General features: G+C 64.1%; 19 protein-coding genes and 2 pseudogenes. 9 read left to right on the top strand and 12 right to left on the bottom strand.

Annotated elements, in window-relative coordinates:
* Window positions 1–146: 146 nt before the first annotated feature.
* From V9L18_RS21195 to V9L18_RS21230, 8 genes and pseudogenes are all read right to left on the bottom strand, one after another.
* A pseudogene (locus V9L18_RS21195) lies at window positions 147–410 on the bottom strand (molybdenum cofactor biosynthesis protein MoaE); the annotation flags it as partial.
* The gene (fdhD, locus tag V9L18_RS21200) at window positions 397–1,275 is read right to left on the bottom strand and encodes a formate dehydrogenase accessory sulfurtransferase FdhD (protein ID WP_337349123.1); all 879 of its coding nucleotides are present in this window, start codon (window positions 1,273–1,275) and stop codon (window positions 397–399) included. The gene fdhD and the pseudogene V9L18_RS21195, both read right to left, overlap by 14 nt.
* On the bottom strand, window positions 1,263–2,579 hold the full coding sequence (locus V9L18_RS21205; RefSeq protein WP_443197988.1) for a molybdopterin molybdotransferase MoeA: 1,317 nt from the start codon (window positions 2,577–2,579) through the stop codon (window positions 1,263–1,265). Before V9L18_RS21205 ends, fdhD begins: the two co-directional genes overlap by 13 nt.
* A gap of 112 nt (window positions 2,580–2,691) precedes the next feature.
* Window positions 2,692–3,909, bottom strand: coding sequence for a formaldehyde dehydrogenase, glutathione-independent (gene fdhA, locus V9L18_RS21210; RefSeq protein ID WP_337349124.1), 1,218 nt, complete (start codon window positions 3,907–3,909; stop codon window positions 2,692–2,694).
* 248 nt (window positions 3,910–4,157) lie between these two features.
* Window positions 4,158–4,562: a GlcG/HbpS family heme-binding protein gene (locus V9L18_RS21215; protein ID WP_337349125.1), complete on the bottom strand. Its 405-nt coding sequence runs from the start codon at window positions 4,560–4,562 to the stop codon at window positions 4,158–4,160.
* Window positions 4,563–4,710: 148 nt separating this feature from the next.
* Entirely contained in the window at window positions 4,711–5,313 is a 603-nt protein-coding gene (folE, locus tag V9L18_RS21220; protein WP_337349126.1) for a GTP cyclohydrolase I FolE, read from the bottom strand.
* Complete coding sequence (locus V9L18_RS21225; RefSeq protein WP_337349127.1) at window positions 5,310–7,637, bottom strand: FdhF/YdeP family oxidoreductase; 2,328 nt, start codon at window positions 7,635–7,637, stop codon at window positions 5,310–5,312. The genes folE and V9L18_RS21225 overlap by 4 nt, the downstream gene beginning before the upstream one ends.
* A 12-nt stretch (window positions 7,638–7,649) precedes the next feature.
* The gene (locus tag V9L18_RS21230) at window positions 7,650–8,525 is read right to left on the bottom strand and encodes a methylenetetrahydrofolate reductase (protein ID WP_337349128.1); all 876 of its coding nucleotides are present in this window, start codon (window positions 8,523–8,525) and stop codon (window positions 7,650–7,652) included.
* A 118-nt stretch (window positions 8,526–8,643) separates the two neighbouring features.
* Here V9L18_RS21230 and V9L18_RS21235 point away from each other — a divergent pair, with 118 nt between their 5' ends.
* The gene (locus V9L18_RS21235; RefSeq protein ID WP_337349129.1) at window positions 8,644–9,339 is read left to right on the top strand and encodes a GntR family transcriptional regulator; all 696 of its coding nucleotides are present in this window, start codon (window positions 8,644–8,646) and stop codon (window positions 9,337–9,339) included.
* Window positions 9,340–9,443: 104 nt separating this feature from the next.
* Here the strand turns inward: V9L18_RS21235 and V9L18_RS21240 are convergent, their stop codons facing one another.
* The 4 genes from V9L18_RS21240 to purU all read right to left on the bottom strand — a co-directional run bounded on the left by V9L18_RS21240 (window position 9,444) and on the right by purU (window position 14,534).
* Window positions 9,444–10,319 (bottom strand): bifunctional 5,10-methylenetetrahydrofolate dehydrogenase/5,10-methenyltetrahydrofolate cyclohydrolase, encoded by an 876-nt coding sequence (locus tag V9L18_RS21240; RefSeq protein WP_337349130.1) that lies wholly within the window; start codon window positions 10,317–10,319, stop codon window positions 9,444–9,446.
* Window positions 10,316–10,942, bottom strand: a complete 627-nt coding sequence (locus V9L18_RS21245; RefSeq protein ID WP_337349131.1) for a cyclodeaminase/cyclohydrolase family protein — start codon at window positions 10,940–10,942, stop codon at window positions 10,316–10,318. The genes V9L18_RS21240 and V9L18_RS21245 overlap by 4 nt, the downstream gene beginning before the upstream one ends.
* A 130-nt stretch (window positions 10,943–11,072) precedes the next feature.
* Window positions 11,073–13,565: a GcvT family protein gene (locus V9L18_RS21250; protein WP_337349132.1), complete on the bottom strand. Its 2,493-nt coding sequence runs from the start codon at window positions 13,563–13,565 to the stop codon at window positions 11,073–11,075.
* Between the two features lie 54 nt (window positions 13,566–13,619).
* Window positions 13,620–14,534, bottom strand: coding sequence for a formyltetrahydrofolate deformylase (gene purU, locus V9L18_RS21255; protein ID WP_337349133.1), 915 nt, complete (start codon window positions 14,532–14,534; stop codon window positions 13,620–13,622).
* 137 nt (window positions 14,535–14,671) lie between these two features.
* On the opposite strand from purU, the gene V9L18_RS21260 reads away from it, so the two are divergent.
* The 8 genes and pseudogenes from V9L18_RS21260 to V9L18_RS21295 form a co-directional block, all read left to right on the top strand.
* On the top strand, window positions 14,672–15,349 hold the full coding sequence (locus tag V9L18_RS21260) for a GntR family transcriptional regulator (RefSeq protein WP_337349134.1): 678 nt from the start codon (window positions 14,672–14,674) through the stop codon (window positions 15,347–15,349).
* 167 nt (window positions 15,350–15,516) lie between these two features.
* Complete coding sequence (glyA, locus tag V9L18_RS21265) at window positions 15,517–16,815, top strand: serine hydroxymethyltransferase (RefSeq protein ID WP_337349135.1); 1,299 nt, start codon at window positions 15,517–15,519, stop codon at window positions 16,813–16,815.
* On the top strand, window positions 16,812–18,032 hold the full coding sequence (locus V9L18_RS21270; protein WP_436476603.1) for a sarcosine oxidase subunit beta family protein: 1,221 nt from the start codon (window positions 16,812–16,814) through the stop codon (window positions 18,030–18,032). The genes glyA and V9L18_RS21270 overlap by 4 nt, the downstream gene beginning before the upstream one ends.
* Window positions 18,033–18,046: 14 nt before the next feature.
* A complete protein-coding gene (locus tag V9L18_RS21275) occupies window positions 18,047–18,466 on the top strand; it encodes a sarcosine oxidase subunit delta (protein WP_337349136.1) in 420 nt (139 codons plus the stop codon).
* The gene (locus V9L18_RS21280; RefSeq protein WP_337349137.1) at window positions 18,463–21,438 is read left to right on the top strand and encodes a 2Fe-2S iron-sulfur cluster-binding protein; all 2,976 of its coding nucleotides are present in this window, start codon (window positions 18,463–18,465) and stop codon (window positions 21,436–21,438) included. The genes V9L18_RS21275 and V9L18_RS21280 overlap by 4 nt, the downstream gene beginning before the upstream one ends.
* A complete protein-coding gene (locus V9L18_RS21285; protein WP_337349138.1) occupies window positions 21,431–22,063 on the top strand; it encodes a sarcosine oxidase subunit gamma in 633 nt (210 codons plus the stop codon). Before V9L18_RS21280 ends, V9L18_RS21285 begins: the two co-directional genes overlap by 8 nt.
* Window positions 22,063–23,436, top strand: coding sequence for an L-serine ammonia-lyase (locus V9L18_RS21290; protein ID WP_337349139.1), 1,374 nt, complete (start codon window positions 22,063–22,065; stop codon window positions 23,434–23,436). Before V9L18_RS21285 ends, V9L18_RS21290 begins: the two co-directional genes overlap by 1 nt.
* A 103-nt stretch (window positions 23,437–23,539) precedes the next feature.
* Window positions 23,540–23,920, top strand: a pseudogene (locus tag V9L18_RS21295) (pyridoxal 5'-phosphate synthase lyase subunit PdxS); the annotation flags it as partial.

Raw genomic sequence — 23,920 nt, forward strand, 5'->3', positions numbered from 1 at the left:
TCAGTCAGGATGATGGCACCGTCGGCACCAACTGACTTCGAATGCGCGTCGGACGTAACCGGCGCACCTGACTGGGTCGTTGAAATGGCAGTCATTATTCTCCTATTTCTCTATTACTTGCGAGGGACGTTCAGAAGACACGGGGGGGCGGCCCAGATGCGGACCGGCTTGTCGGCCTTCCCGGCATGCTCCGCGACCAGTTCTTCCACCACTTGGGCGAGGACGCGATGCGCGGTGGGGTGGGCCGAGTAGCCTAATCTGCTGACGGCCATGCCGCCGTCGTGGTTTCGGACCACTCCGTTGAAGCTGACCACCGCCCCGGCTTCATCGCCCTGGACTGCCGCTGTGGCCCGGTCCACCGAGATGGGGGCCTCGCTGAGCTCGGCGAGGACAACGTCAAAGCTTGGCATAGGTTTCCTCGCGGGCCTTCTGCGGGCGGCCCAGCCTTTCGCGCCCGGCGTAGACATTCAGGCTGTGTCCCCGGCTGAATCCAACCAGCGTCACTCCGGTCTCGACGGCGAGGTCGGCGGCCAGGCTGGAGGGCGCGCTCACAGCAGACAGGACGGGAATGCCGGCCATGGCGGCCTTCTGGACAAGTTCGAAGGACGCGCGCCCGGACACCTGGAGGACGGTGCCACTCAGAGGCAGCAGGTTTTGGCGCAGCGCCCATCCCACCACTTTGTCCACAGCGTTATGGCGTCCGACATCCTCCCGGAGGCACAGCAACTCAGGGCTGGCGCCATCCACCTTGAAAAGGCCGGCCGCATGGACGCCGCCCGTCTTGTCGAACACCGCCTGGGCCTCGCGAAGCCGCTCCGGCAGTTCGGCGAGCACATCCACGGGAATCTGCAGCGTGTCCCGGGCAGGATCGAAGGGAAGGGTCTTGCGGACGGAGTCGATCGAGTCTGTCCCGCAGATGCCGCAGGAGCTTGAGGTATAGACATGCCGCATGGTGTCTGGCATGCGTACATCCGGCCTCAACTGGGCCTCGACCACGTTATATGTCTGTTCTCCCCCGGCATCGCCGACGCAAAAGCGCAGCGATACCAGCTCGGCGTGGGAACTGATGATGCCTTCCGAGACCAGGAACCCGGCCACCAGGTCGAAATCGTCGCCCGGGGTCCTCATGGTGACAGCGAAGGAGCGGCCGCCGATGCGGATTTCCAGGGGCTCCTCAGCGGCGAGTATGTCTTCCTTGAACCGCACCGGGTACTCGGTGCCGGAACCGTCCAGGTGGAAGCGGTGGATCTTGCGGCGCTGTGTCATGCGGGCCATAGGGTCCTCCGTACGCGGTTGGTGGTGGTATGGATTGTTTCGTTGGCCTGCGTCCAGGGAAGCGGGAGCACAGGAACCGGCTCGCCGGACTGGACTCCAGCAGGGGGAACGGCCATGATGCCGTCGGCACAAGCGAGTCCACGCATCATGCCGGGTCCCGTATGCGAGGCGGGGAAGGCGAGCCCCTCGATGAACGTGCAGGGAAACAGGCGCGTACGGCCGGGGCACGGATCAATGTCAGCCGCGGAAGTCACTTGTCCAACGTCGCTCAGGGGCTTGCCTCCGAGTGCCTCCAGCAGCGGTCCACCTACGGTGATCAGGGCCATCATTGCTGCCAGGGGGTTACCGGGCAGCCCGACGACGAAGCGGCCGTCCGGGAGCTTGGCCAGGACCGCGGGGTGGCCCGGCCGCATGGCGATGCCATCCACCAACAGCTGTCCGCCGAGGGCAGCGATGGCGGCGCGAAAATGATCTGTTCCGGAACAGCCCGTTCCGCCAGTGGTAATGGTTACGTCCGGCAGGCGTGCGGGAAAGGCTTCTGAACCGTCGAGTGCCGCGAGCCACTCGGGGTAGGAATCCCCGATCCGCAGGGAGTCGGCAGGCGTGCCTCCGAGAAGGGAAATGACAGTCCCCAGCTGCGGACCAAACGTATCCCTGACCTGGCCTGGTTCCGGAACGCCCGACGTGACTACTTCGGAACCGGTCAGCACTATTCCGACCACCGGCTTGGCCTGCACCTGCAGGTTGTCGTGGCCAGCCACGGCGGCGAGGGCAAGGTGGCCCGGGTTCAGCGTTGTGCCCGCCGGGATCAGCACTTCCCCGGCCGCAGCTTCCTCGCCGGCAGGACGAATGTGTTGGCCCCGGCCGGGTTCGCCTTCCTTTGCCCTGTCATTGAGTCGCAGGAGAAGGCTGCCGTCAGCGTCGCGGTGGATCTGGCCGCTTTCCTTGCGGAGTATCGATTGGGCGCCGACAGGTACCAGTCCACCGGTGGCTATGACACTGGCCCGGCCGGGAAGCAAAACGGGCTCATGGCGGGTAAGGATCCAGGGACCGCCGCCGTTGACGGCCCAGCCGTCCATGGCAGAGGAGGCGTAATGGGGGAGTTCTTGCAGTGCGGCGACGTCGCGGGTCAGGGTATGGCCCGCTGACAACGCGAGCGGAAGCTCCGCGGGGGCGAGCGGGACGGCGCAATCGAAAGCCAGTTGCCGGGCTTCGAGCCAGGTGGAGGAGGGATGTCCGGAAGGTGGCCCTGCGGAGCGCAACACCGAACTGCTGCCGCTGGTGGCGGTATCTTGGGCGAGCAAGGGTGCCCCTTCCTGATGGTAGTGATGCGCTGAAAATGTGCGGGCCGGGGACCGCGAGGCGTGCACCACGTGGTGCTTGCCCCGCAAATCCCCGGCCCGGTCAGTTGGGGTGCTACGCCTTGACGTATCCATTCGGGTTCAGCACGAACTTTGTTGCCGAGCCGGCGTCGAATTCGGCGTAGCCGCGCGGTGCATCCTCCAGCGGGATCGCTGTGGCGTTCACTGCCTTGGCGATCTGGACCTTGTCGTGCAGGATGGCCATCATCAGCTGGCGGTTATATGACATGACGGGGCACTGGCCAGTGGTGAAGGACAGGGACTTTGCCCACCCGGTGCCCAATGACAGCGACAGGGAACCGTGCTTGGCGGCGTCGTCAATTCCACCGGGGTCGCCAGTGACGTACAGGCCGGGGATGCCCAGAGCCCCACCTGCGGCTGTAATGTCCATGAGGGAATTCAGCACCGTGGCCGGGGCTTCATGGGATGCATCCTTTCCGTGCCCGCGGGCTTCGAATCCCACAGCATCGACACCGCAATCCACTTCGGGAACGCCAAGGATTTGCTCGATCTGGTCCTTCGGATCTCCGTTGGAGACGTTCACCGTCTCGCACCCGAAGGAGCGGGCCTGCGCCAGACGGTCTTCGTTCATGTCACCAACAATGACGACGGCGGCACCGAGCAACTGCGCACCGACGGCGGCTGCGAGGCCGACCGGGCCGGCGCCGGCAATGTACACGGTCGACCCGACGCCGACTCCGGCGGTGACGGCGCCGTGGAACCCGGTGGGGAAGATATCCGAGAGCATGGTCAGGTCCATGATCTTTTCCAGGGCCTGGTCGCGGTCCGGGAACCTGAGCAGGTTCCAGTCAGCGTAAGGGACCAGCACGTATTCTGCCTGTCCACCCACCCAGCCGCCCATGTCCACATAACCGTAGGCGCTGCCCGGACGGTCCGGGTTGACGTTCAGGCAGATGCCGGTCTTGCGCTCCTTGCAGTTCCGGCAACGGCCACAGGAGATGTTGAACGGTACGGAGACGATGTCTCCGACTTTGATGAATTCCACGTCCGGACCGACTTCCACCACTTCACCGGTGATTTCATGGCCGAGGACGAGGTCCTTGGGAGCGGTGGTGCGGCCCCGCACCATGTGCTGGTCGGAACCGCAGATGTTGGTGGTCACCGTGCGCAGGATCGCACCGTGGGGTACCTTCCGGCCCACATTGGCCGGATTGACGCCAGGCCCATCCTTGAGTTCGAACGTCGGGTAGTCGGTATTGATAATTTCGACGACACCGGGTTCTTTGTAGGCGACGGCTCTGTTTCCTGACATGGACACTCCTTTTGGCTGCGGGGTGGTGCTGGGATTTGGTGCCAGGCCTGCCATCTCGGATTGCCTTGCACTGGTCCGGCAAGTTGCCGGCGCTGCCCCGTTGCCCGAAAGCGGTGCTTCGATGAGGATACCTCCCCAGGTTTCAGGCCACCGAAGCACCATTCACGGGAAACGGGACAGTTCATCCTTCGCGAGGACGAAGGCTGTCAGTGGGATGCCGTGCCGGTGGCATGGCGTCCCGGTCCTGCCTAGCGCTGGGCGGCAGCTCCTGCGGAAGCTACGGTGTGGTCGTTCTCCACCGTGCTGCCACTGACGCCGATTGCGCCAATGACAGTGCCGTCCTCATCGTGCAGGGGGAGTCCGCCCGGGAACGTGATAAGTCCGCCGTTGGAGACTTCGATGTTGAACAGCGGGCCCCCTGGCTGGGACAGTTCGCCGATGGATCCCGTTGCCATGTCAAAGTAGCGGGCAGTGCGGGCCTTCTTGATGGAAATGTCGATGCTGCCGAGCCAGGCGCCATCCATGCGGGTGAAGGCCTTCAGGTTGCCACCGGCGTCCACTACCGCGATGTTCATGGCGGTGCCCGTCTCACGGGCCGACTCTCGGGCGGCGCCGAGGATGGCATCGGCCTGGGCTTGAGTGATATCAGACATTGCTTCTCCGTTGATGGTGTCTGGTGTGTGTTAGTGCTGTTGGTCGTCGCGCAGAAGAGGGCGTACGAAGCTGATATTTTTAGTTGTTCAATAAAGATATATCAGTTACATCGTATGGCAGCCGTAGGGGCATGTCCAGAGAGATTTCTTAGCGCCCGTGGATGAGGCTCAGTGCCTCCGCCCGGGCGGCCGGCAGGCGCAGTTCACCACGGACTGCAGACGTGATGGTCTTTGCCCCGGGCTTGCGGACGCCCCGCATTGACATGCACAGGTGCTCGCACTCGATCACCGCAATTGCCCCCAAGGGCCGCAGCGACGTAACAAGTGCGTCTACCACCTGGGTGGTGAGCCTCTCCTGGACCTGCGGCCTTCGCGCAAAGACGTCCACCAGCCTGGCGAGCTTGCTGAGGCCGGTCACCAGTCCCTCAGCAGACGGGATGTAGCCCACATGTGCCACGCCATGGAACGGCACCAGGTGATGTTCGCAGGTGGAATAGAACGGGATGTCCTTAACGATGACCATTTCACCGTGGCCGAGGTCGAAGGTCTTGTCCAGGACTGCCAGGGGATCCTCATGGAGCCCGCCGAACATTTCCGCGGCGGCGCGGGCTACGCGGGCCGGGGTGTCCGCCAGTCCGGGCCTTTCGGGGTCCTCGCCGATGGCCAGAAGGTATTCGCGGACAGCCCGCTCCACCCTTGGCCCGTCCACGCCTGTGGCAACGGTTGCTTCCGCCGTCAGGATAGAGCTCACGATTCGGCCCGCTTAAGCCGCACGATAACGGACTTGGAGGTCGGCGTGCCGCTGGTGTCGGCTACGGAATCAAGAGGCACGAGGACGTTGGTTTCCGGGTAGTAGGCCGCCGCGCAACCCTTGGGCGTCGAGTATGACACGATGCGGAAGTTCTCGGCGCGTCGTTCGGTCCCCTGGAATTCGGAGATGAGATGGACCATGTCCCCGTCCGTGAACCCCAGCTCAGTAATGTCGTCGGCGTTGATCAGGACTACGCGGCGCCCGCCGTGGATGCCTCGGTAGCGGTCATCCTTGCCGTAGATGGTGGTGTTGTACTGGTCGTGGGAGCGCAGCGTCTGGAGGACGAGCCGTCCGGCAGGGACCCTGATGAATTCCAGTTCGTTGCCTGTGAAGTGCGCCTTGCCCGAGGCGGTATCGAACTTCCTGGCGTCCCGGGGCGGGTGGGGAAGGACGAACCCGCCCGGGTTCTGGATCCGTTCCTCGAAGTTCTCGAAGCCGCTGAGGACCGCTTCGATGTGCTTCCTGATGATGGAGTAGTCGTCCCGCATGGCGAGCCAGTCGGCTTTGGGGGTATTGGGCAGCGGGAGGTTGTCGCTGCCGGTGAAGATCTTGTGGGCGATGTTGCACACAATGGCCACTTCTGAATGCAGGTGTTCACTGGCTGGCTTCAGGCGACCCCGGGAGGCGTGGACCGCGCTCATGGAATCCTCCACTGTCACCCTCTGGTCACCGGTGCGCTGGGTGTCCTTCTCTGTACGTCCGAGCGTCGGAAGAATCAGCGCACGGCGACCCGTGGACACATGGGAGTGGTTCAGTTTCGTGGAGATCTGCACCGTCAGGCGGGTGTTGGCCAGTGCCTGTTCGGTGACCTCGGAATCCGGGGCCGCCCGCACGAAATTGCCCCCCATGCCGATGAAGACGCGGACCTTGCCGTCCCGCATAGCGCGGATAGCAGCCACGGTGTCGAAGCCATGCGCCCGGGGGGAGCGGAATTCGAACTCGTGGTCAAGCCGGTCGTGGAAGTTCTCCGGCATCTTCTCGAAGATGCCCATGGTCCGGTCGCCCTGGACGTTGGAGTGGCCGCGGACGGGGCAGACACCGGCTCCGGGCTTGCCAATGTTGCCTTGCAGAAGCAGGACGTTGACCACATCGCGGAGGGTGGGTACCGAGTGCTTGTGCTGGGTCAGGCCCATGGCCCAGCAGACGATCGTGGCGCTCGAGGCCAGGAGGCGCTCGCCTGTGGACTTGATTTGTTCCAGCGTCAGCCCCGTGGCTTCGACGATGTCGTCCCATTCCGCCTTTTCGAGGTACCGCAGGTATTCGTCGATGCCTACGGTGTGGTCCTTGATGAACTCATGATCGAGCACTGTGGTGAGGCCGGGGGTCTTGCGCCCTTGGGCTTCGGCTTCTAGAAGGTATTTGCCAAGACCCTGGAAGAGGGCCTGATCGCCGCCGGCGCGAATTTGGAGGAAGTCGTCGGTCAGTTGTGTACCCACCACCATGCCGGATATGTTCTGCGGATTCTCGAACCGCAGGAGCCCGGCCTCGGGAAGCGGATTCACTGAGATGATGACGGCGCCGTTCTTCTTCGCCTTCTCCAGTGCGCTGAGCATGCGCGGATGGTTCGTTCCGGGATTTTGCCCCGCCACGAAAATCAGCGACGCCGTCTCCAGATCCGTGAGGCTGACGGAGCCTTTGCCGATGCCGATCGTTTCGACCAGGGCCGAGCCGGACGATTCGTGGCACATGTTGGAGCAGTCGGGCAAATTGTTCGTTCCGATGCCGCGAACGAGGAGCTGGTAGGCGAAGGCTGCCTCGTTCGATGTCCGCCCGGAAGTGTAGAAGACAGACTGATCGGGATGCTCCATGTCCCTGATCTCCTGGGCGATCAGCTCATAGGCATCGTCCCACTCGATGGGCCTGTAGTGGGTTGCACCTTCCTCGAGGAGCATCGGATGCGTGAGCCGGCCTTGTTGACCCAGCCAGTAATCGTCACGCGTCTTCAGGTCTGCAATGGAGTGCTTCGCGAAGAATTCAGGAGTGACGCGGCGGCGCGTGGCTTCTTCAGCCACCGCCTTGGCGCCGTTCTCGCAGAATTCCGCAGCATTGCGCTTTTCGTGTTCAGGCCAGGCGCAGCCCATGCAGTCAAAGCCGTCAACCTGGTTGACGGCCAAGAGCGTCTGGATGCTGCGCAACGGGCCCATCTGCTCAAGGGAAATCTTCAGCGCGTTTGCAACAGCCGGAAGGCCGACGGCAGTCGTTTTGGGCTTTGTCAGGCTCAGTTTTGACTCGTCGATATTCTGCTTGGGGGCTTTTGAAGCCATGTGATCTTCCCTTCAGATCTTGGCAGGAATCAGTGGAATGGAGGTGTTGCCCGAGGCCAAGGTGGCGGTCGGCTGCAGTGCGCGTACACCATCCAGGAGGCCAGGCAACCGGCCGAGGTCGTTGAAGGTGTAGACATGGAACCCGGCAAAGAGGGGATCGCCTGCCAACTCCTGGTGTACCTCGCGGATCAGGCGCCCGCTGTCGTAGCTCAGGAAGTCGTCCCGCCGCCAGAGGGCTTCCGCCATCCCAGTCCCGCGGGCGAGCTTGAGGGAACGGCCCACCCCGAGGCGTGCTCCCAGGGAGACCAGTTTCCTGATGGAGACCGGGCCCGGGACTCCAACCCACACGGGCAGTTGGATGCCGCTCGTGCGGATTGACCGGAGGTACCGGCTGATCGCCTCGGCGGAAAAGCACATCTGGGTGACCATGGAGGACGCAAAAGGTGCTTTCGTGAGGAGGCTGCTGCTGAGTTGCTCCTGGCTGAACTGCGGGTGGCCTTCCGGATAACCGGCAATTCCTATCGAGAAGTCGGGTGAGTAGGCGTTGACCGCCTCAAGGAGTTCTCCGCTCCAGCTGTAGGGGCCAGCGGGTGTGCGCCGGTCACCGGCAACGAGAAACAGCTCCGAGACGCCGGCCTCCTGGAGTTGCAGCAGCAGCGAGTGGAGTTCTGCCTCACCCGTGATGCTGCGGGCTGCGAGATGGGGAACCGCGTTGTAGCCCAGGCGCGCCAGGTTCACGGACGTCTCTACGGTCCGTGCAGGCCCGTGGTGCGGGAGGCACGTGACGCTGACGGATCCCATGGTGTCAAAAGCCGCGGGGAGTTGCGTGAGCAGATCGGCGGACGGAACTACTTCCAGCCGTATCCTTGCAACAGCTTCTGTGCTCATTGCTCTCCGTTAGGGTTGACATTTTTTTCATGGGATATTGATATATCAGTTCTAGGAATACTATGTACACGAGGCCTTCGCGTCAAGGCTCGGCTGTGCATCGGGAGGAGACTTGGAAATGGCAAGCGGTGGAGAACTACCGTCGGATGTTGGGGGGTCCTTCCTGCCAACGAGGCAGGAGGACGAGTCCTTCGCCGACTTCGCCTACAGGGTGCTCTGTGATGAACTGATCGTTTTGGACATCAAGCCTGGCGAACCATTGAACGACGAAGTGATTTCGAGGCGGCTCGGAGTGGGCAGGACGCCGATCCGCGAAGCGATGAAGCGCCTTGAAAGCGACCATCTGGTGGTGGCATATCCCCGGCGGGGAACATTCGCCGCAGGGGTGGACATCACGGATTTGGCCGAAATCTCCGAAATCCGGCAGCTCTTAGAGCCTGCGGCCGCAGCACGGGCTGCCCGAATGGCGTCGCCGCAGCTCCGGCAAGAGATCAAGGAATTTGCCAGGGAAGTCGGGGAGCTCCTGCCAGGAATGCACTCCCAGCAGAACCTGATGCGCCTGGACATGCGGGTACACCGAATGATTTACCGGGCCACCGGGAGCCGGCATCTAGAGGATGTCTTGATCCGGTACGACAATCTGGCGACGCGGATCTGGAGCCTTGTGCTGGAGAAACTTCCTCCGGTGTCCGAGCACATTGCCCAGCACATTGAGCTGCTCGAGTGCATCGCAGAAGGGGATTCCGAAGCTGCCGCGCGGCTGACAACCAAGCATGTGACGGACTTCGAGAACCTCATCAGGGCCGTCCTGTAGCCCCTTGGCAGGACACGGCCTTGCCGCCCGTGCAGATCGCAGGGATCTGCACGGGCGCGAAGACAACAACTGGACCTAAGCGAAGCAGTGGTGCTTGCCGTGGATTACCCGGCTGCTCCCCGGACCAAGGCACGCGACTGTTCCCGCGCGGCCTCGGCGGTGTGCAGGAGAAGCAGGGCCGTGGTGACTGAGCCGACGCCACCGGGAACGGGTGTCAGCGCCCCGGCGATGCCCCGGACGCTGGCTTCGTCCACATCCCCCACGAGGGACCCGTCGGATAGGACGTTGGTGCCGACGTCGATCACAACCGCCCCGGGGGAAATGTGGCCGCCGTTCAGCAGGCCGGTACGCCCGGCGGCGACCACCACGACGTCGGCCGTCCTGGTGTATTTCTCCAGTGCTCCTGACCTGGAGTGGCAGACGGTGACGGTGGCGTCGCGTTCCAGTAGCAGCAGTGACAGCGGTTTCCCGACGACGGCGGAACGTCCAATAACGACGACGTTTCGGCCCGCCACCGGGATGTCGAAGTGGTCCAGGATCTCGGTGACGGCCCGTGCAGTGGCAGGGGCGAACGAGGGCTGGCCCACAGCCAGCCGGCCAAGACTCAGGGGGTTGGCGCCGTCGATGTCCTTCTCGGGGGCGATGTGCCCAACCAGCGCATCTGCGTCAACGCCGGGAGGCAATGGCGTCTGAAGGATGATGCCGTTGACGGACGGCTCGGCGCTGAGGTCCTTCAGGACTGAGGCCAGAACCTGTCCCGTCGCGTCGTGGCCCAGGTCAACGATCCGGCAATTGATGCCAGCGCTTTCAGCAGCCCGTTCGATGGACCGCACATACCAGAGCGTGGAGCCGTCATCGGTGGCCACCACCACTGCAAGGGTGGGGCGCAGGCTCTCAGTTTCGAGGTTCCGGGCTTCGTCGTGGGCCTTCTGCTGAATGAGCTTTGCCAGGTTTCGTCCAGAGAGGAGTGTGGTGCTCAACCGAGAATCCTTTCGCGAACGCGCTTGACGAGCGAGTCGGCTGCCAGGATGACCTTTTCCTCAAGGCCATCGGTCTGGGCAGCCAGCCGGGAACGTGTTTCGGTGTCCTTGATGGCCACCACATTGATGTCGATGTTTACCCGTGCAGTGGTGGCGGCTGCCCGGGCAGCGTCGACGGCGGCGGCGACGTCGCTGATCACGTTGGCGTTGGCCACCTCGAACAGTTCCGTGGCAAGATCCACAACGGCGCCGGCAACGAGGATCAGTTGTGCCGGCGTTTTCGCGGCCTGGACGAGCGCGTCCTGGATGGACGCTGTCCGTGCAGCCTTGAGGTCGTCAGTACCGGCAGGGAGCTTGTACGCGTCAATGACGGCTTGGAACGCGTGCTGGTCGGCGTCCGCGAGGTGCAGGGCTTGGGCCACCAGGCCATCTGCGCTGCTGATGATCCTGGCGACGAGGTCGGCGTGCTGTTCGTATTTCGTGCCGGTGGTGTACCTGCCCACCATGGCGACCAGTGCCGCCCCCTGGGCGGCGTGGAGAGCCGCGGCTGCGCCGCCGCCTGGAGTGGGTTCGCGCGAGGCAAGCCTGGCGAGGTAGTCGTTTATTGTTTGTGAACTGATCATGTGTCTTCCTGGGGCTGAAGCTCTAGTCGACTGGCCTGGGCATGAAACAGGCCATGGAAAAGCAGCGGCCCGGACTCCGGTTGCGAGGGAATGAGTCCGGGCCGCGTGCCCTTGAATGGCCCTGCGGCTCTTATCCGCGGAGCCGGGTCATCGTGGGGTCGTACAGTGGATCCGCTGTGACCGTGGCCTGGATACGCCGGCCGAAGTACTCGATTTCAACCGAATCACCCACGGAGACGGCGGCGGGCAGGTACGCGTAGGCGATCGGCTTTGCCACGGTGTAGCCATAAGCGGCGCTCGTGACGTAGCCAACTGCCTGGTCCTTGTAGAAGACAGGTTCCTTGCCCAGCACGATGCTGCGCCCGTCGTCGACCGTCAGGCAGCGCAGGCGGCGGGCAGAGTTTTCCTCGGTCCGGCCCTCCAGAGCTTCCTTTCCGACGAAGTTTTCCTTGGTCATCTTCACGGCGAAGCCGAGTCCCGCTTCGAAGGGGTCGTGCTCGGTGGTCATGTCGGTGCCCCACGAGCGGTAGCCCTTCTCCAGGCGCAGCGAGCTGAAGGCGGCGCGGCCGGCAGCGATGACGCCGAACGGCTGCCCTGCCTTCCACAATGCGTCCCACAGGCGCTGGCCGTTGTCCGCGCTGGTGTACAGCTCCCAGCCCAGCTCGCCAACGTAGGACAGCCGCATTGCGGTGACGGTGACGCCGCCGATGACAACCTTCTTCGCCCGGAAGTAGCGCAGGCCGTCATTGGAGAAGTCGTCGCTGCTGACCGTGCTGATCAGGTCCCGGGCGAGGGGGCCCCACAAGCCGATGCAGCACGTCCCGCCGGTGGTGTCGCGTACCTGGACCCAGTCGCTGGCGGTTCCGTTCTCCGTCTGGTGGCGTGCAGCCCGCTCAAAGTAGGCCGTGTCGATGTTTCCATTGGCTCCGAGCTGGAAGGTGTCTTCGCTCAGGCGGGCCACGGTGATGTCGCTTCGGATCCCTCCTGCGTGGTCCAGCAGGAGGGTGTAGGTGACGGCCCCCGGCTTCTTGGTCATGTCGGCGGTGGTCAGCTCCTGCAGCAGCTTCATGGCTCCGGGGCCGGAGACCTCAAGGCGCTTGAGCGGGGTCATGTCGTACATGGCAACTGCCGTACGGGTCTTCCAAGCTTCCGCGGCGGCGATGGGGGAGCTGAACATTCCGGACCAGGCGTCACGGGCCGGCGGCTGCCATTCGTCCGGCATTTCCTTCAGCAGTTCGGCGTTGGCTTCGAACCAGTAGGGGCGTTCCCAGCCGGCGCCTTCCAGAAAATAGCCGCCCAGCTGCTTGTGGCGGGCGTGGAAGGGGCTGACGCGAAGGTTGCGCGGAGAGAGCTTCGGCTGAAGCGGGTGCAGGACATCGTAGATTTCCACGAAGTTCTGCTGGGAGGTCTCGCTGACGTACTCGGGGGTCAGCTGGACCTCTTCGAAGCGGTGGATATCGCAGTCGCCAAGGTCAATCTGCGACTTTCCGTCCACGAGGAGCTCTGCCACGGCACGGGCGATGCCGGCGGAGTGGGTGACCCACACGGCCTCGGCAACGAAGAAGCCGTCCACTTCCTTGGACTCGCCCACCAGGGAGCCGCCGTCCGGGGTGAAGGAGAAGATGCCGTTGAAGCCATCCTCGATTTCGCTTTCACGCAGTGCCGGCAGGATCTGCTTGGTTGCTTCCCACGCGGGAAGGAAGTCCTCCAGGGTGAAGTCCAGGCGGGAAGGCATGTTGTGTTCGCTGATGCTGCTGGGCTCGTAGCTGCCCAGTTCGTCCAGGTCCACGGGCATGGGTCGGTGTGCGTAGGAGCCGATGCCGTAGCGCTCGCCGTGCTCGCGGTAGTAGAGGTCCTGGTCCTGGTGGCGCAGGATGGGGAGCTGAGCGCCGTTGGGCAGTTCGTTCTTTCCCTTCTGGGCGGGAACCGGCGTGGTCTTGACGTACTGGTGGGCCAGCGGGAGGAGCGGGACGGACATCCCGATCAGCTCGCCCACCTTGGCGCCCCAGAAGCCTGCGCAGGAAACCACGATGTCCGCCGGGATCACGCCGTCGGCGGTCTCGACGCCGGTGACGCGGCGGTTGGATTGTTCGATCCCGGTCACTTCGGTGTTGCCGATGTACTTTACGCCGGCTGCTTCGGTGCGCTTGATGAGCAACTGGACTGCGCGGGCAGCCAGGGCCAGGCCGTCGGTAGGTACATGGAGGCCGCCCAGGATGTCTTCCTCGTTGATCAGCGGGTAGAGTTCCTTGCACTCTTCGCGGGAGAGGATCTTGCCGTCGATGCCCCACGCCTGCGCGTAACCGAGCTTGCGCTTGAGGTCTGCCAGACGGGTTTCCGTGGTGGCAACTTCAAGGCCGCCCACCTGGTTGAAGCAGCTTTGGCCGTCCTCCGTGAGGGACAGGAGCTTTTCCACCGTGTACTTGGCGAAAAGTGCCATGGACTTTGAGGGGTTCGTCTGGAAAACGAGGCCGGGGGCGTGGGACGTGGAGCCTCCGGGCATATTCAGGGGGCCCTGGTCCAGGACAGTGATGTTGTTCCAACCCCGCGTGACCAGTTCATCGGCCAGGTTCGTGCCGACGATTCCTGCTCCAATAATGACAATGCTTGGCGTCGAAGCCATGTGGTTTCTCCTGCTGATTTTCGTGTGTTGTCTGTGCTGATGTGGTGGTCGTGCTTACCGAAACACGACAGTGCTGGTTTGGTCCAGCAACACACGGTGCTCGCAGTGCCAGCGCACGGCGCGGGACAGTGCCAGCGCTTCCGCGTCCCGCCCGACCGTGGACAGTGCGGTGGGGCCGTAGCTGTGATCGACCCGGATGACTTCCTGTTCGATGATTGGCCCCTCATCCAGCTCCGCAGTCACGTAGTGGGCTGTGGCGCCTACCAGCTTGACGCCGCGGTCGTACGCCTGGTGGTACGGGCGTGCTCCCTTGAAGCCAGGAAGGAAGGAGTGGTGGATGTTGATGGCCCGGCCCTCAAGGGAGCGGCAGAGGTCATCGGAGAGCACCTGCATGTACCTGGCGAGCACCACGAGGTCGATGTCATATTCGTCGATGAGGTCCAGCAGGCGCTGTTCGGCGTCGGCCTTCGTCTCGGGCGTCACCGGAACATAGAGGAAGGGGAGGCCTGCAGCCTCGGCCATCGCCCGGTGGGTTTCGTGATTGGAAACGATCAGGACAATATCGCCGCCGAGGCTGCCGCCGCGCCAGCGGAAGAGCAGGTCATTCAGGCAATGGCCGAACTTGGACACCATCACCAGGATGCGCTGCTTGGTCTGGTCATGGAAGCTGAATTTCATCTCGAAGCGGTCCGCAATGGCGCTGAACTCCTCCTGGAGCCGCTCCGGCGTGTACTCGGGGGAACCAGAGAATGCGGTGCGCAGGTGCAGCGTCTCGCGGAGCCCGTCGTCGAATTGCTGGTGCTCCTCAATGTTGAAGCCACGTTCGAAGAGAAAGGTGGTGACCGCCTGGACAATACCGGCACGTTCGACGCACGACAGTGTGAGCACGAACTTCTGGGCCTGGTCTTTCACGCGGGGGTCGGTCTGGGTCAGCGTGCTGGTTGATGAGTCTGTTGCCACTAGGGTCATGTCTCCTCCTTTAGGTATCTTCCCGTTAGATATATTCTCAGATCATGAACTGATATATTAGGGCTGGGAATCAGCGTATACTGGTCAGTGGGCGAGGTCAATAGCCTGTTTGGCTTGAATGGAAAGGGGTCCAGGTTATGGCAGTTGAAGCGTTGGCGATCGTGGAAGATGGAGTCAAGAAGTCGTTGGCGGACGTGGCGTACGAGCGCATCCGCGACCGGCTGCTCATGCTGGACATCAAACCCGGCGATCTCCTTAACGACGACCACCTCGCCAGGGACCTCGGCATGGGACGGACTCCGGTGCGGGAAGCTTTGAAGCGGCTCGAGCTTGACCGCCTGGTGGTTTCGTATCCGCGCAGGGGCACCTTTGCCACCCGTGTGGAGGTGACAGACCTGGCTTTCATTTCGGAAATCCGGACGCAGCTTGAACCGCTCGCAGCGTCGCGTGCCGCCCGGGTGGCCACAGAACGGCAGCGCGAGCAACTGCGGGCCGTGATGCGTGCTGTTGAATCCTTCGATATCCAGGCAGCCTCCGTCGTTGAAACCCTGCGCCTTGATGCGCGCGTCCACCAAGGCATCTATGCAGCTGCGGCAAATCCCCACCTCGAGGACGTCCTGATCCGGTACGACAACCTCGCCACCCGCATCTGGTGCATGGTGCTGGATCGCCTTCCGGACCTTTCCCGCCACGTACATGAGCACCTGGACCTTCTCGGTGCAGTGATTGACGGCGATGAGGCGCGGGCCGCTGACTTGGCGAGGAGCCATGTCAGTGGATTCGAGGATGCCGTCCGCAAGGCGCTCTTCACCTGATCTAAGCCCCTCCTCTCGATGTGCCATCCAAAGCGCGGCCCTTGCAGCCGCGCTTTTGGCGCCTCTGGGACGGCCTGAAAAATCTGTTGACACCCACTGGCCCGGATAGCATACTTGAGTCACGAAACTAATATATCAACAGGATATTAGATAGCAGAGGAGAAAAGATGGTCGACGTTCTGACCCGTACGCTCGCAGAGACCGATCCTGCGATCCACGCAGCCGTTCAGCAGGAGCTCCTGCGCCAGCAGGGCACGCTGGAGATGATCGCCTCCGAAAACTTCGCGCCGACTGCCGTCATGGAGGCACAGGGATCCGTCCTGACCAACAAGTACGCCGAAGGCTACCCGGGCAAGCGTTACTACGGCGGCTGCGAACACGTTGATGTGGTCGAGCAGCTCGCCATCGACCGTCTTAAGTCCTTGTTTGGCTCCGAATTCGCCAATGTGCAGCCCCACTCAGGCGCCCAGGCCAACGCAGCGGCGATGTTCGCCCTGATCCAGCCCGGCGACACCATCCTGGGGTTGAACCTCGCCCACGGTGGCCACTTGACCCACGGGATGCGAATCAACTTCTCCGGCAAGCTCTACAAAGTGGTCCCGTACGGAGTCGGCGAAGACACCATGCTGATTGACATGGCTGAAGTCGAGCGCCTGGCGGTTGAAAACAAGCCGAAGCTGATCGTCGCCGGCTGGTCCGCCTACTCCCGTCAGCTGGACTTCGCCGAATTCCGCCGGATCGCTGACCTGGTAGGCGCGTACCTGATGGTGGACATGGCCCATTTCGCAGGCTTGGTAGCCGCAGGGCTGCACCCCAACCCCGTGCCTCACGCCCACATCGTCACAAGCACCACCCACAAGACCCTTGGCGGCCCGCGCGGTGGTGTGATCCTGACCAAGGACGCCGACATCGCCAAAAAGGTCAACTCCGCGGTGTTCCCCGGACAGCAGGGTGGCCCGCTGGAGCACGTCATTGCCGCCAAGGCTGTGGCATTCAAGCTCGCCGCTGAGCCGGCGTTCCGCGAGCGCCAGGAACGCACCCTGGAAGGTGCCCGCATCATCGCAGACCGCATGCTGTCTGCCGATGTTGCAGAGTCCGGCGTGACGGTCGTCAGCGGTGGCACCGACGTGCACCTGGTCCTGGTGGATCTGCGCAACTCGGAACTGGATGGCCAGCAGGGCGAAGACCGCCTGCACCGGATCGGCATCACCGTCAACCGCAACGCCGTGCCGTTCGACCCGCGTCCCCCGATGGTCTCTTCCGGCCTTCGAATCGGCACGCCGGCACTGGCCACCCGCGGGTTCGGAAAGGCAGAGTTCACCGAGGTTGCGGACATAATCGCCGCAGCACTCAAGCGCGAGTTCAGCGACGAGACCGTGGCGGAACTGCGGCAGCGGGTTGAAATCCTTGCCGGAAAGTTCCCGCTCTACCCCAACCTCTCCTCTGACACGAACGAGGTGGCATGATGGCCGATCTGCTTCCGGAGCACCCGGAATTCCTCTGGCACAACCCGGACCCGAAGCCCTCCTATGACGCAGTCATCGTTGGTGGCGGCGGGCATGGCCTGGCCACCGCCTACTTCCTGGCCAAAAATCACGGCATGACCAATATCGCCGTCCTCGAAAAGGGCTGGCTGGCCGGCGGCAACATGGCCCGGAACACCACCATCATCCGGTCCAACTACCTCTGGGACGAGAGCGCGGCTATCTATGAGCACGCCCTGAAGCTCTGGGAAGTCCTGCCGGAGGAGCTCGAATACGACTTCCTCTTCAGCCAGCGCGGCGTGATGAACCTCGCCCACACCCTGGGTGATGTCCGTGAAAGCATGCGGCGCGTGGGTGCGAACAAACTCAACGGAGTGGACGCCGAGTGGCTGGACCCGCAGCAGGTCAAGGAACTCTGCCCCATCCTGAACATCAACGACAACATCCGCTACCCCGTCATGGGCGCCACGTACCAGCCGCGGGCCGGTATCGCCAAGCACGACCACGTGGCCTGGGCCTTCGCCCGCAAGTGCGATGAACTAGGCGTGGACATCATCCAGAACTGCGAAGTCACCGGCTTCGTCAAGGACGGCAACCGCGTGGTGGGTGTCCAGACCAACCGTGGCACCATCAACACCGAAAAGGTGGGCCTGTGCGCCGCCGGGCACAGCTCGGTCCTGGCCGAAATGGCCGGCTTCCGGCTTCCCATCCAGTCCCACCCGTTGCAGGCGCTGGTTTCCGAATTGCATGAACCGGTCCACCCCACAGTCGTCATGTCCAACCACGTGCACGTCTACGTTTCCCAGGCCCACAAGGGCGAGCTGGTCATGGGCGCCGGAGTGGACTCCTACAACGGTTACGGCCAGCGCGGCTCGTTCCATGTGATCGAGCACCAGATGGCTGCCGCCGTCGAGCTCTTCCCGATCTTTGCCCGTGCGCACGTGCTCAGGACGTGGGGCGGCATCGTTGACACGACCCTGGACGCCTCTCCGATCGTGGGCACCACCCCGGTGGAGAACATGTTCGTGAACTGTGGCTGGGGCACCGGCGGCTTCAAGGGCACGCCGGCCGCGGGCCTCACCTTTGCGCACACCATCGCCACGGGAACGCCGCACGAACTGAACAAGCCGTTTGCGCTGGAGCGGTTCGAAACCGGCGCCCTGATCGACGAACACGGCGCAGCCGCCGTGGCCCACTAGAAGAGAGTCCGGACATGCTCCTCATTTCATGCCCCAACTGCGGCTCCCGCGACGAGACCGAGTTCCACTACGGCGGCCAGGCCCACGTGGCCTATCCGGAAAACCCGAACGAACTGAACGACCGCGAATGGGCCGAGTTCCTGTTCTACCGGGACAACACCAAGGGCGCCTTTGCCGAACGCTGGCTCCACAGCACTGGCTGCCGCCAGTGGTTCAACATGCTCCGCGACACGGTCACCTACGAGATCCAGGCGATCTACCCCATGGGCGCGCCCCGGCCTGACAAAGCTGCCCCGGCACCTGAGTCCGGCACCGCCAGCACCGCCCCGGACAGCACCACCACCGGGACCGCGGCTCCCAGCATCGCTGCAACCAGCATTGCCCCAAGCACCGCCCCCGCCAGCACCACCGCCCCGGAAGGAGCAACCAAGTGACTTCCCAGAACGCCCGCCTCGCCGCCGGCGGACGCATCGACCGCACCATCTCCTGGCGTTTCACCGTGGACGGCGAGGAATTCACGGGCCACCCCGGTGACACGCTGGCCTCCGCCCTGCTCGCGAACGGCCGGATCGCCGTCGGCAACTCGCTCTACGAGGGCCGGGCCCGCGGCATCATGTCCGCCGGCGTAGAGGAAGCCAACGCGCTGGTGAAAATCGCGCCACGGTTCCCGGGCCACGTGGCTGAGTCCATGCTCCCCGCAACCACCGTCACCCTGGTGGACGGCCTGAAGGCTGAACTGCTTAACGGCCTGGGCCGACTGGATCCCGAGGAGGACCGGGCGGAGTACGACAAGAAGTACGTCCACACCGACGTCCTGGTGATCGGCGGCGGCCCCGCCGGCCTGGCCGCAGCCCGCGAAGCCGTCCGCACCGGCGCACGCGTCATGCTGCTGGACGATCAGCCCGAACTCGGCGGATCCCTGCTGTCCGGTTCCACGGCCCCCGAGCTCGCGCAGACCATCGAAGGCAAGCCTGCCCTGGAATGGGTGGCGGATATCGAAGCTGAGCTCGTCTCCGGCGCGGAATCCACCGTCCTGAACCGCACCACCGCCTTCGGCGCCTATGACTCCAACTACGTCATCGCCGTCCAGAACCGCACCGACCACCTGTCCACCCCGGCAGCGCCCGGCGTGTCCAGGCAGCGTATTTGGCACATCCGTGCCAACCAGGTGGTGCTGGCCCCTGGCGCCCACGAACGCCCTCTGGTCTTCGAAAACAACGACCGGCCCGGCATCATGCTCGCCTCGGCAGTCCGCAGCTACCTGAACCGCTATGCGGTAGCCCCCGGACAGCGTGTTGTCATCAGCACCACCAACGACAGCGCCTACGCCCTGGCTGCGGACCTGCGCGCCGCCGGTGTCAAGGTCGCCGCCGTCGTCGACGCCCGCCCCAAGCTGACCGAGGTGGCCGCTGCCGCCGTCGAAGCCGGCACCCGGGTACTGGTCGGCAGCGCGGTGGCCAACACCGCCGCCGGAACCGATGCCGCCGGAACCGATGCCGCTGGAACGGACGACGGCCGGCTGAACGCCGTCACCGTCCGCAGCATCAACGACGACGGCGAACTCACCTCCGGCATCGAAGAGATCGCCTGCGACCTGCTGGCTGTCTCGGGCGGCTGGAGCCCGCTGGTGCACCTCCACTCCCAGCGCCAGGGCAAGCTGCGCTGGGACGACGACCTGGCGGCCTTCGTGCCAGGCACCGTGGTCCCCAACCAGCAGACCATCGGCTCCGGTCGGGGCAGCTTCGAACTCGCCGACTGCCTCGCCGAAGGCATCTCCGCCGGGGCCGCGGCTGCCATCGCCGCCGGCTTCACCTCGGAAACCGAACCCGCCGTCATCGGCGAGCCGAAGGCGTCCGCCCCAACCCGCCAGCTGTGGCTGGTGCCCGGGCAGACCGGAACTCCGGACGACTGGCACCACCACTTCGTCGACTTCCAGCGGGACCAGAGCGTTGCAGACGTCCTTCGGTCCACCGGAGCCGGCATGCGTTCCGTGGAGCACATCAAGCGCTACACCTCCATCAGCACCGCGAACGACCAGGGCAAGACCTCCGGCGTCAACGCGATCGGCGTCATCGCCGCCGCGCTCCGCCAGGCAGGCGAAGCGTCCCGGGGTATCGGCGACATCGGCACCACCACCTACCGGGCTCCGTTCACCCCTGTAGCGTTCGCGGCTCTCGCCGGACGCCAGCGCGGCGAACTGTTCGACCCCGCCCGCGTCACCTCCATCCACCCCTGGCACGTTGCCAAGGGTGCCCTGTTCGAGGACGTCGGACAGTGGAAGCGTCCCTGGTACTACCCGCAGGGCAGCGAGGACATGGACGAGGCCGTGCTGCGTGAATGCGCTGCCGTCCGCGAATCGGTGGGCTTCATGGACGCCACCACGCTCGGCAAGATCGAAATCCGGGGCAAGGACGCCGGTGAGTTCCTTAACCGGATCTACACCAACGCGTTCAAGAAGCTCGCGCCCGGTTCCGCCCGCTATGGCGTGATGTGCCAGGCAGACGGCATGATTTTCGACGACGGCGTGACCCTGCGCCTGGACGAGGACCGCTTCTTCATGACCACCACCACCGGCGGCGCCGCGAAGGTGCTGGACTGGCTGGAGGAGTGGCTGCAGACGGAGTGGCCGGAACTGGATGTGCACTGCACTTCGGTGACTGAACAGTGGAGCACCATTGCCGTCGTCGGGCCTAAATCCCGCGCGGTCCTGGCCAAGGTGGCACCGGAGCTCGCCGCCAACGGCGGACTGGAAACCGAAGCCTTCCCGTTCATGACCTTCCGCGAAACAACCCTCGCCTCGGGCGTCCGTGCCCGGGTCTGCCGGATCTCTTTCTCCGGTGAGCTGGCCTACGAGATCAACGTGCCTGCCTGGTACGGGCTGAACACCTGGGAAGCCGTTGCCGCGGCCGGCGCCGAATTCAACATCACCCCGTACGGCACCGAGACCATGCACGTGCTCCGCGCCGAGAAGGGCTACCCGATCGTTGGCCAGGACACGGATGGCACCGTCACCCCGCAGGACGCAGGGATGGAATGGATCGTCTCCAAGGCCAAGGAATTCATCGGCAAGCGCTCCTACGCCCGTGCCGATGCCCAGCGCGGTGACCGTAAGCACCTGGTCAGCGTGCTGCCCATCGACGGCACCATCAGGTTGCCGGAAGGAACCCAACTGGTGGAAAAGGGCATCCCGGTGAACTCCGCCTACGGCCCGGTGCCCATGCAGGGTTTTGTCACCTCGAGCTACCACAGCGCCGCACTGGGCCGCTCCTTCGGCCTGGCACTGATCAAGAACGGCCGCAACCGGATCGGCGAGACCCTGGTGGCCGTCGCAGGAAACCAGGTGGTTGACGTTGTTGTCGCAGAAACCGTACTTTTTGACCCCGAAGGGACCCGCAAAGATGGCTGAAACAGCAGCACCCGCAACCAAAAAGAACCTCTCCCTCCGGACCAGCCCGGCTGCACTGCTCCGGGCGGCATTTGAAACCGGCTCCGTCCGCGGCACCGTGGAACTGAGCGAAATCACGTTCCTGACCATGGTGGGCATTCGGGTTGGCCGGAACACCGAAGCCGGGCAGCGGATCGCCTCGGTCACGGGCGGCCTGCCCGCAACGTGCGGCGACGTGAGCGGTGCCGGAGACACCTCCGTGCTGTGGCTCGGGCCCGAGGAATTCCTGGTAGTGGCACCCCTCGAAGCCCACGAGTCCCTCGGCGGTGACCTTCTCCAGGCGCTCCGGGAAGCCCTCGCGGACGGCGAAGGCCAGGTTGTGGACCTCTCCGCCAACCGCACCACGTTCGAACTCACCGGGCCGCGGTCCCGGGCCGTCCTGGAAAAGGGCTGCTCGCTGGACCTCCACCCCCGCGAGTTCAAAACCGGAACCGCGCTTTCCACGGAAATCGGAAACATCCCGGTGGTCCTGTGGAAAACCGGCGACGAGAGCTACCGCATTTTCCCGCGGGCCTCGTTCGCAGAGTTCCTGGGCCGCTGGCTCCTCGATGCCATGCGGGAATACGCCTCCCCTGAGGTCCCTTAATGGCACTTAGCGTCCTGGATCTGTTTTCCGTTGGCATCGGGCCGTCGTCGTCACACACGGTCGGCCCGATGCGGGCAGCGAAGCTGTTCGCCGACGGGCTCAAAAGCGAAGGACACCTGAGTTCCACCAGGCGCGTGCAGGCCGAACTGTTCGGCTCCCTCGGGGCCACCGGGCGGGGCCACGGCTCGGATAAGGCCGTGGTCCTGGGCTTTAAGGGGCTGGACCCCGAAACCGTGGATACCACAACAGCTGATGACCAGGTGGCCGCAGCGGCCCTCGACGCCGAACTTTGGGTGGGCGGGGTCCACCGCGTGGACTTCAATTGGGACGAGGACGTGGTGCTGCACCGGCGCAAGTCCCTCCCTGCGCACCCCAACGGCATGACATTCCGCGCCCTGGACCACGCCGGGACCGTCCTCAGCGAGCGGAGCTTCTATTCGATTGGGGGCGGCTTCGTCGTTGACGGCGACGCCGACGCCAGCGACCGGGTGGTGGCCGACGCCACCGTCCTGCCCTACGAGTTCAGTACGGCCGACGAACTCCTGGCGATCTGCCGCCGCGAAGGCATGTCCATCTCCGACGTCATGCTCGCCAACGAGCTGACCTGGCGCACCGAAGCGGAGCTCCGGGAGAAGTTGCTGGGCCTCTGGGCGGTGATGCGCGAATGCGTGGACAACGGCTGCGCGGCGGAAGGGATCCTTCCAGGCGGTCTGAACGTGAGGCGCCGGGCGCCGTCGTTATTCCAGACCCTCACGGCGGACACCGGGGTGACCGACCCGCTCCGGGCGATGGAATGGGTCAACCTGTTCGCCCTTGCCGTCAACGAGGAAAATGCTGCCGGCGGCCGGATCGTCACCGCACCCACCAACGGCGCGGCCGGCATCGTCCCCGCGGTGCTGCACTACTACGTGAAGTTCGTTCCCGGCGCCAACGACGACGGCGTGATCCGCTTCCTGCTGGCGGCTGCCGCCGTCGGAATCCTGTTCAAGATCAACGCCTCCATTTCCGGAGCCGAAGTAGGATGCCAGGGCGAGGTGGGTTCCGCCTGCTCCATGGCCGCCGCCGGCCTCTGTGAAGTGCTGGGCGGCACACCTGCGCAGGTGGAGAACGCCGCCGAAGTGGGGATCGAACACAACCTCGGCCTGACCTGCGACCCCGTGGGCGGGCTGGTGCAGATCCCCTGCATCGAACGGAATGCGATCGCGAGCGTCAAAGCCATCAACGCCGCCCGCCTTGCACTACACGGCGACGGCAGTCACAAGGTATCCCTCGACAAGGCCATCAAGACCATGAGGGAGACCGGCGCCGACATGATGTCCAAATACAAGGAGACCTCACGGGGCGGCCTCGCGGTAAACGTCATCGAATGCTGACTCGGTGAAGTACCTCTAGCCCCGGGTGTGCACACGCACCCGGGGCCTATCCCATTACTCGAATGCCTGGCTTCACAGGCGCCCTGTCTCTTTGGAGCAAGAAGTGACCCTAAAACGACTCCCTTACGAAAATGTCGCCGTCGCGGGCAGCAGCCGTGTGAAGCGCGGCATGGCTGAGATGCTCAAGGGTGGCGTCATCATGGACGTCGTCAACGTCGAACAGGCCCGCATCGCCGAAGACGCCGGTGCCGTGGCCGTGATGGCGCTGGAACGCGTTCCGGCCGATATCCGTGCCCAGGGCGGCGTGTCCCGCATGTCCGATCCCGACATGATCGAGGCGATCATTGACGCCGTGTCCGTGCCGGTCATGGCCAAGGCCCGGATCGGCCACTTCGTCGAGGCCCAGGTCCTGCAGTCCCTGGGCGTGGACTACATTGACGAGTCCGAGGTCCTGACCCCGGCCGACTACATCAACCACATCGAC

It is taken from the genome of Pseudarthrobacter sp. CCNWLW217, assembly GCF_037203985.1.
Taxonomy (GTDB): domain Bacteria; phylum Actinomycetota; class Actinomycetes; order Actinomycetales; family Micrococcaceae; genus Arthrobacter.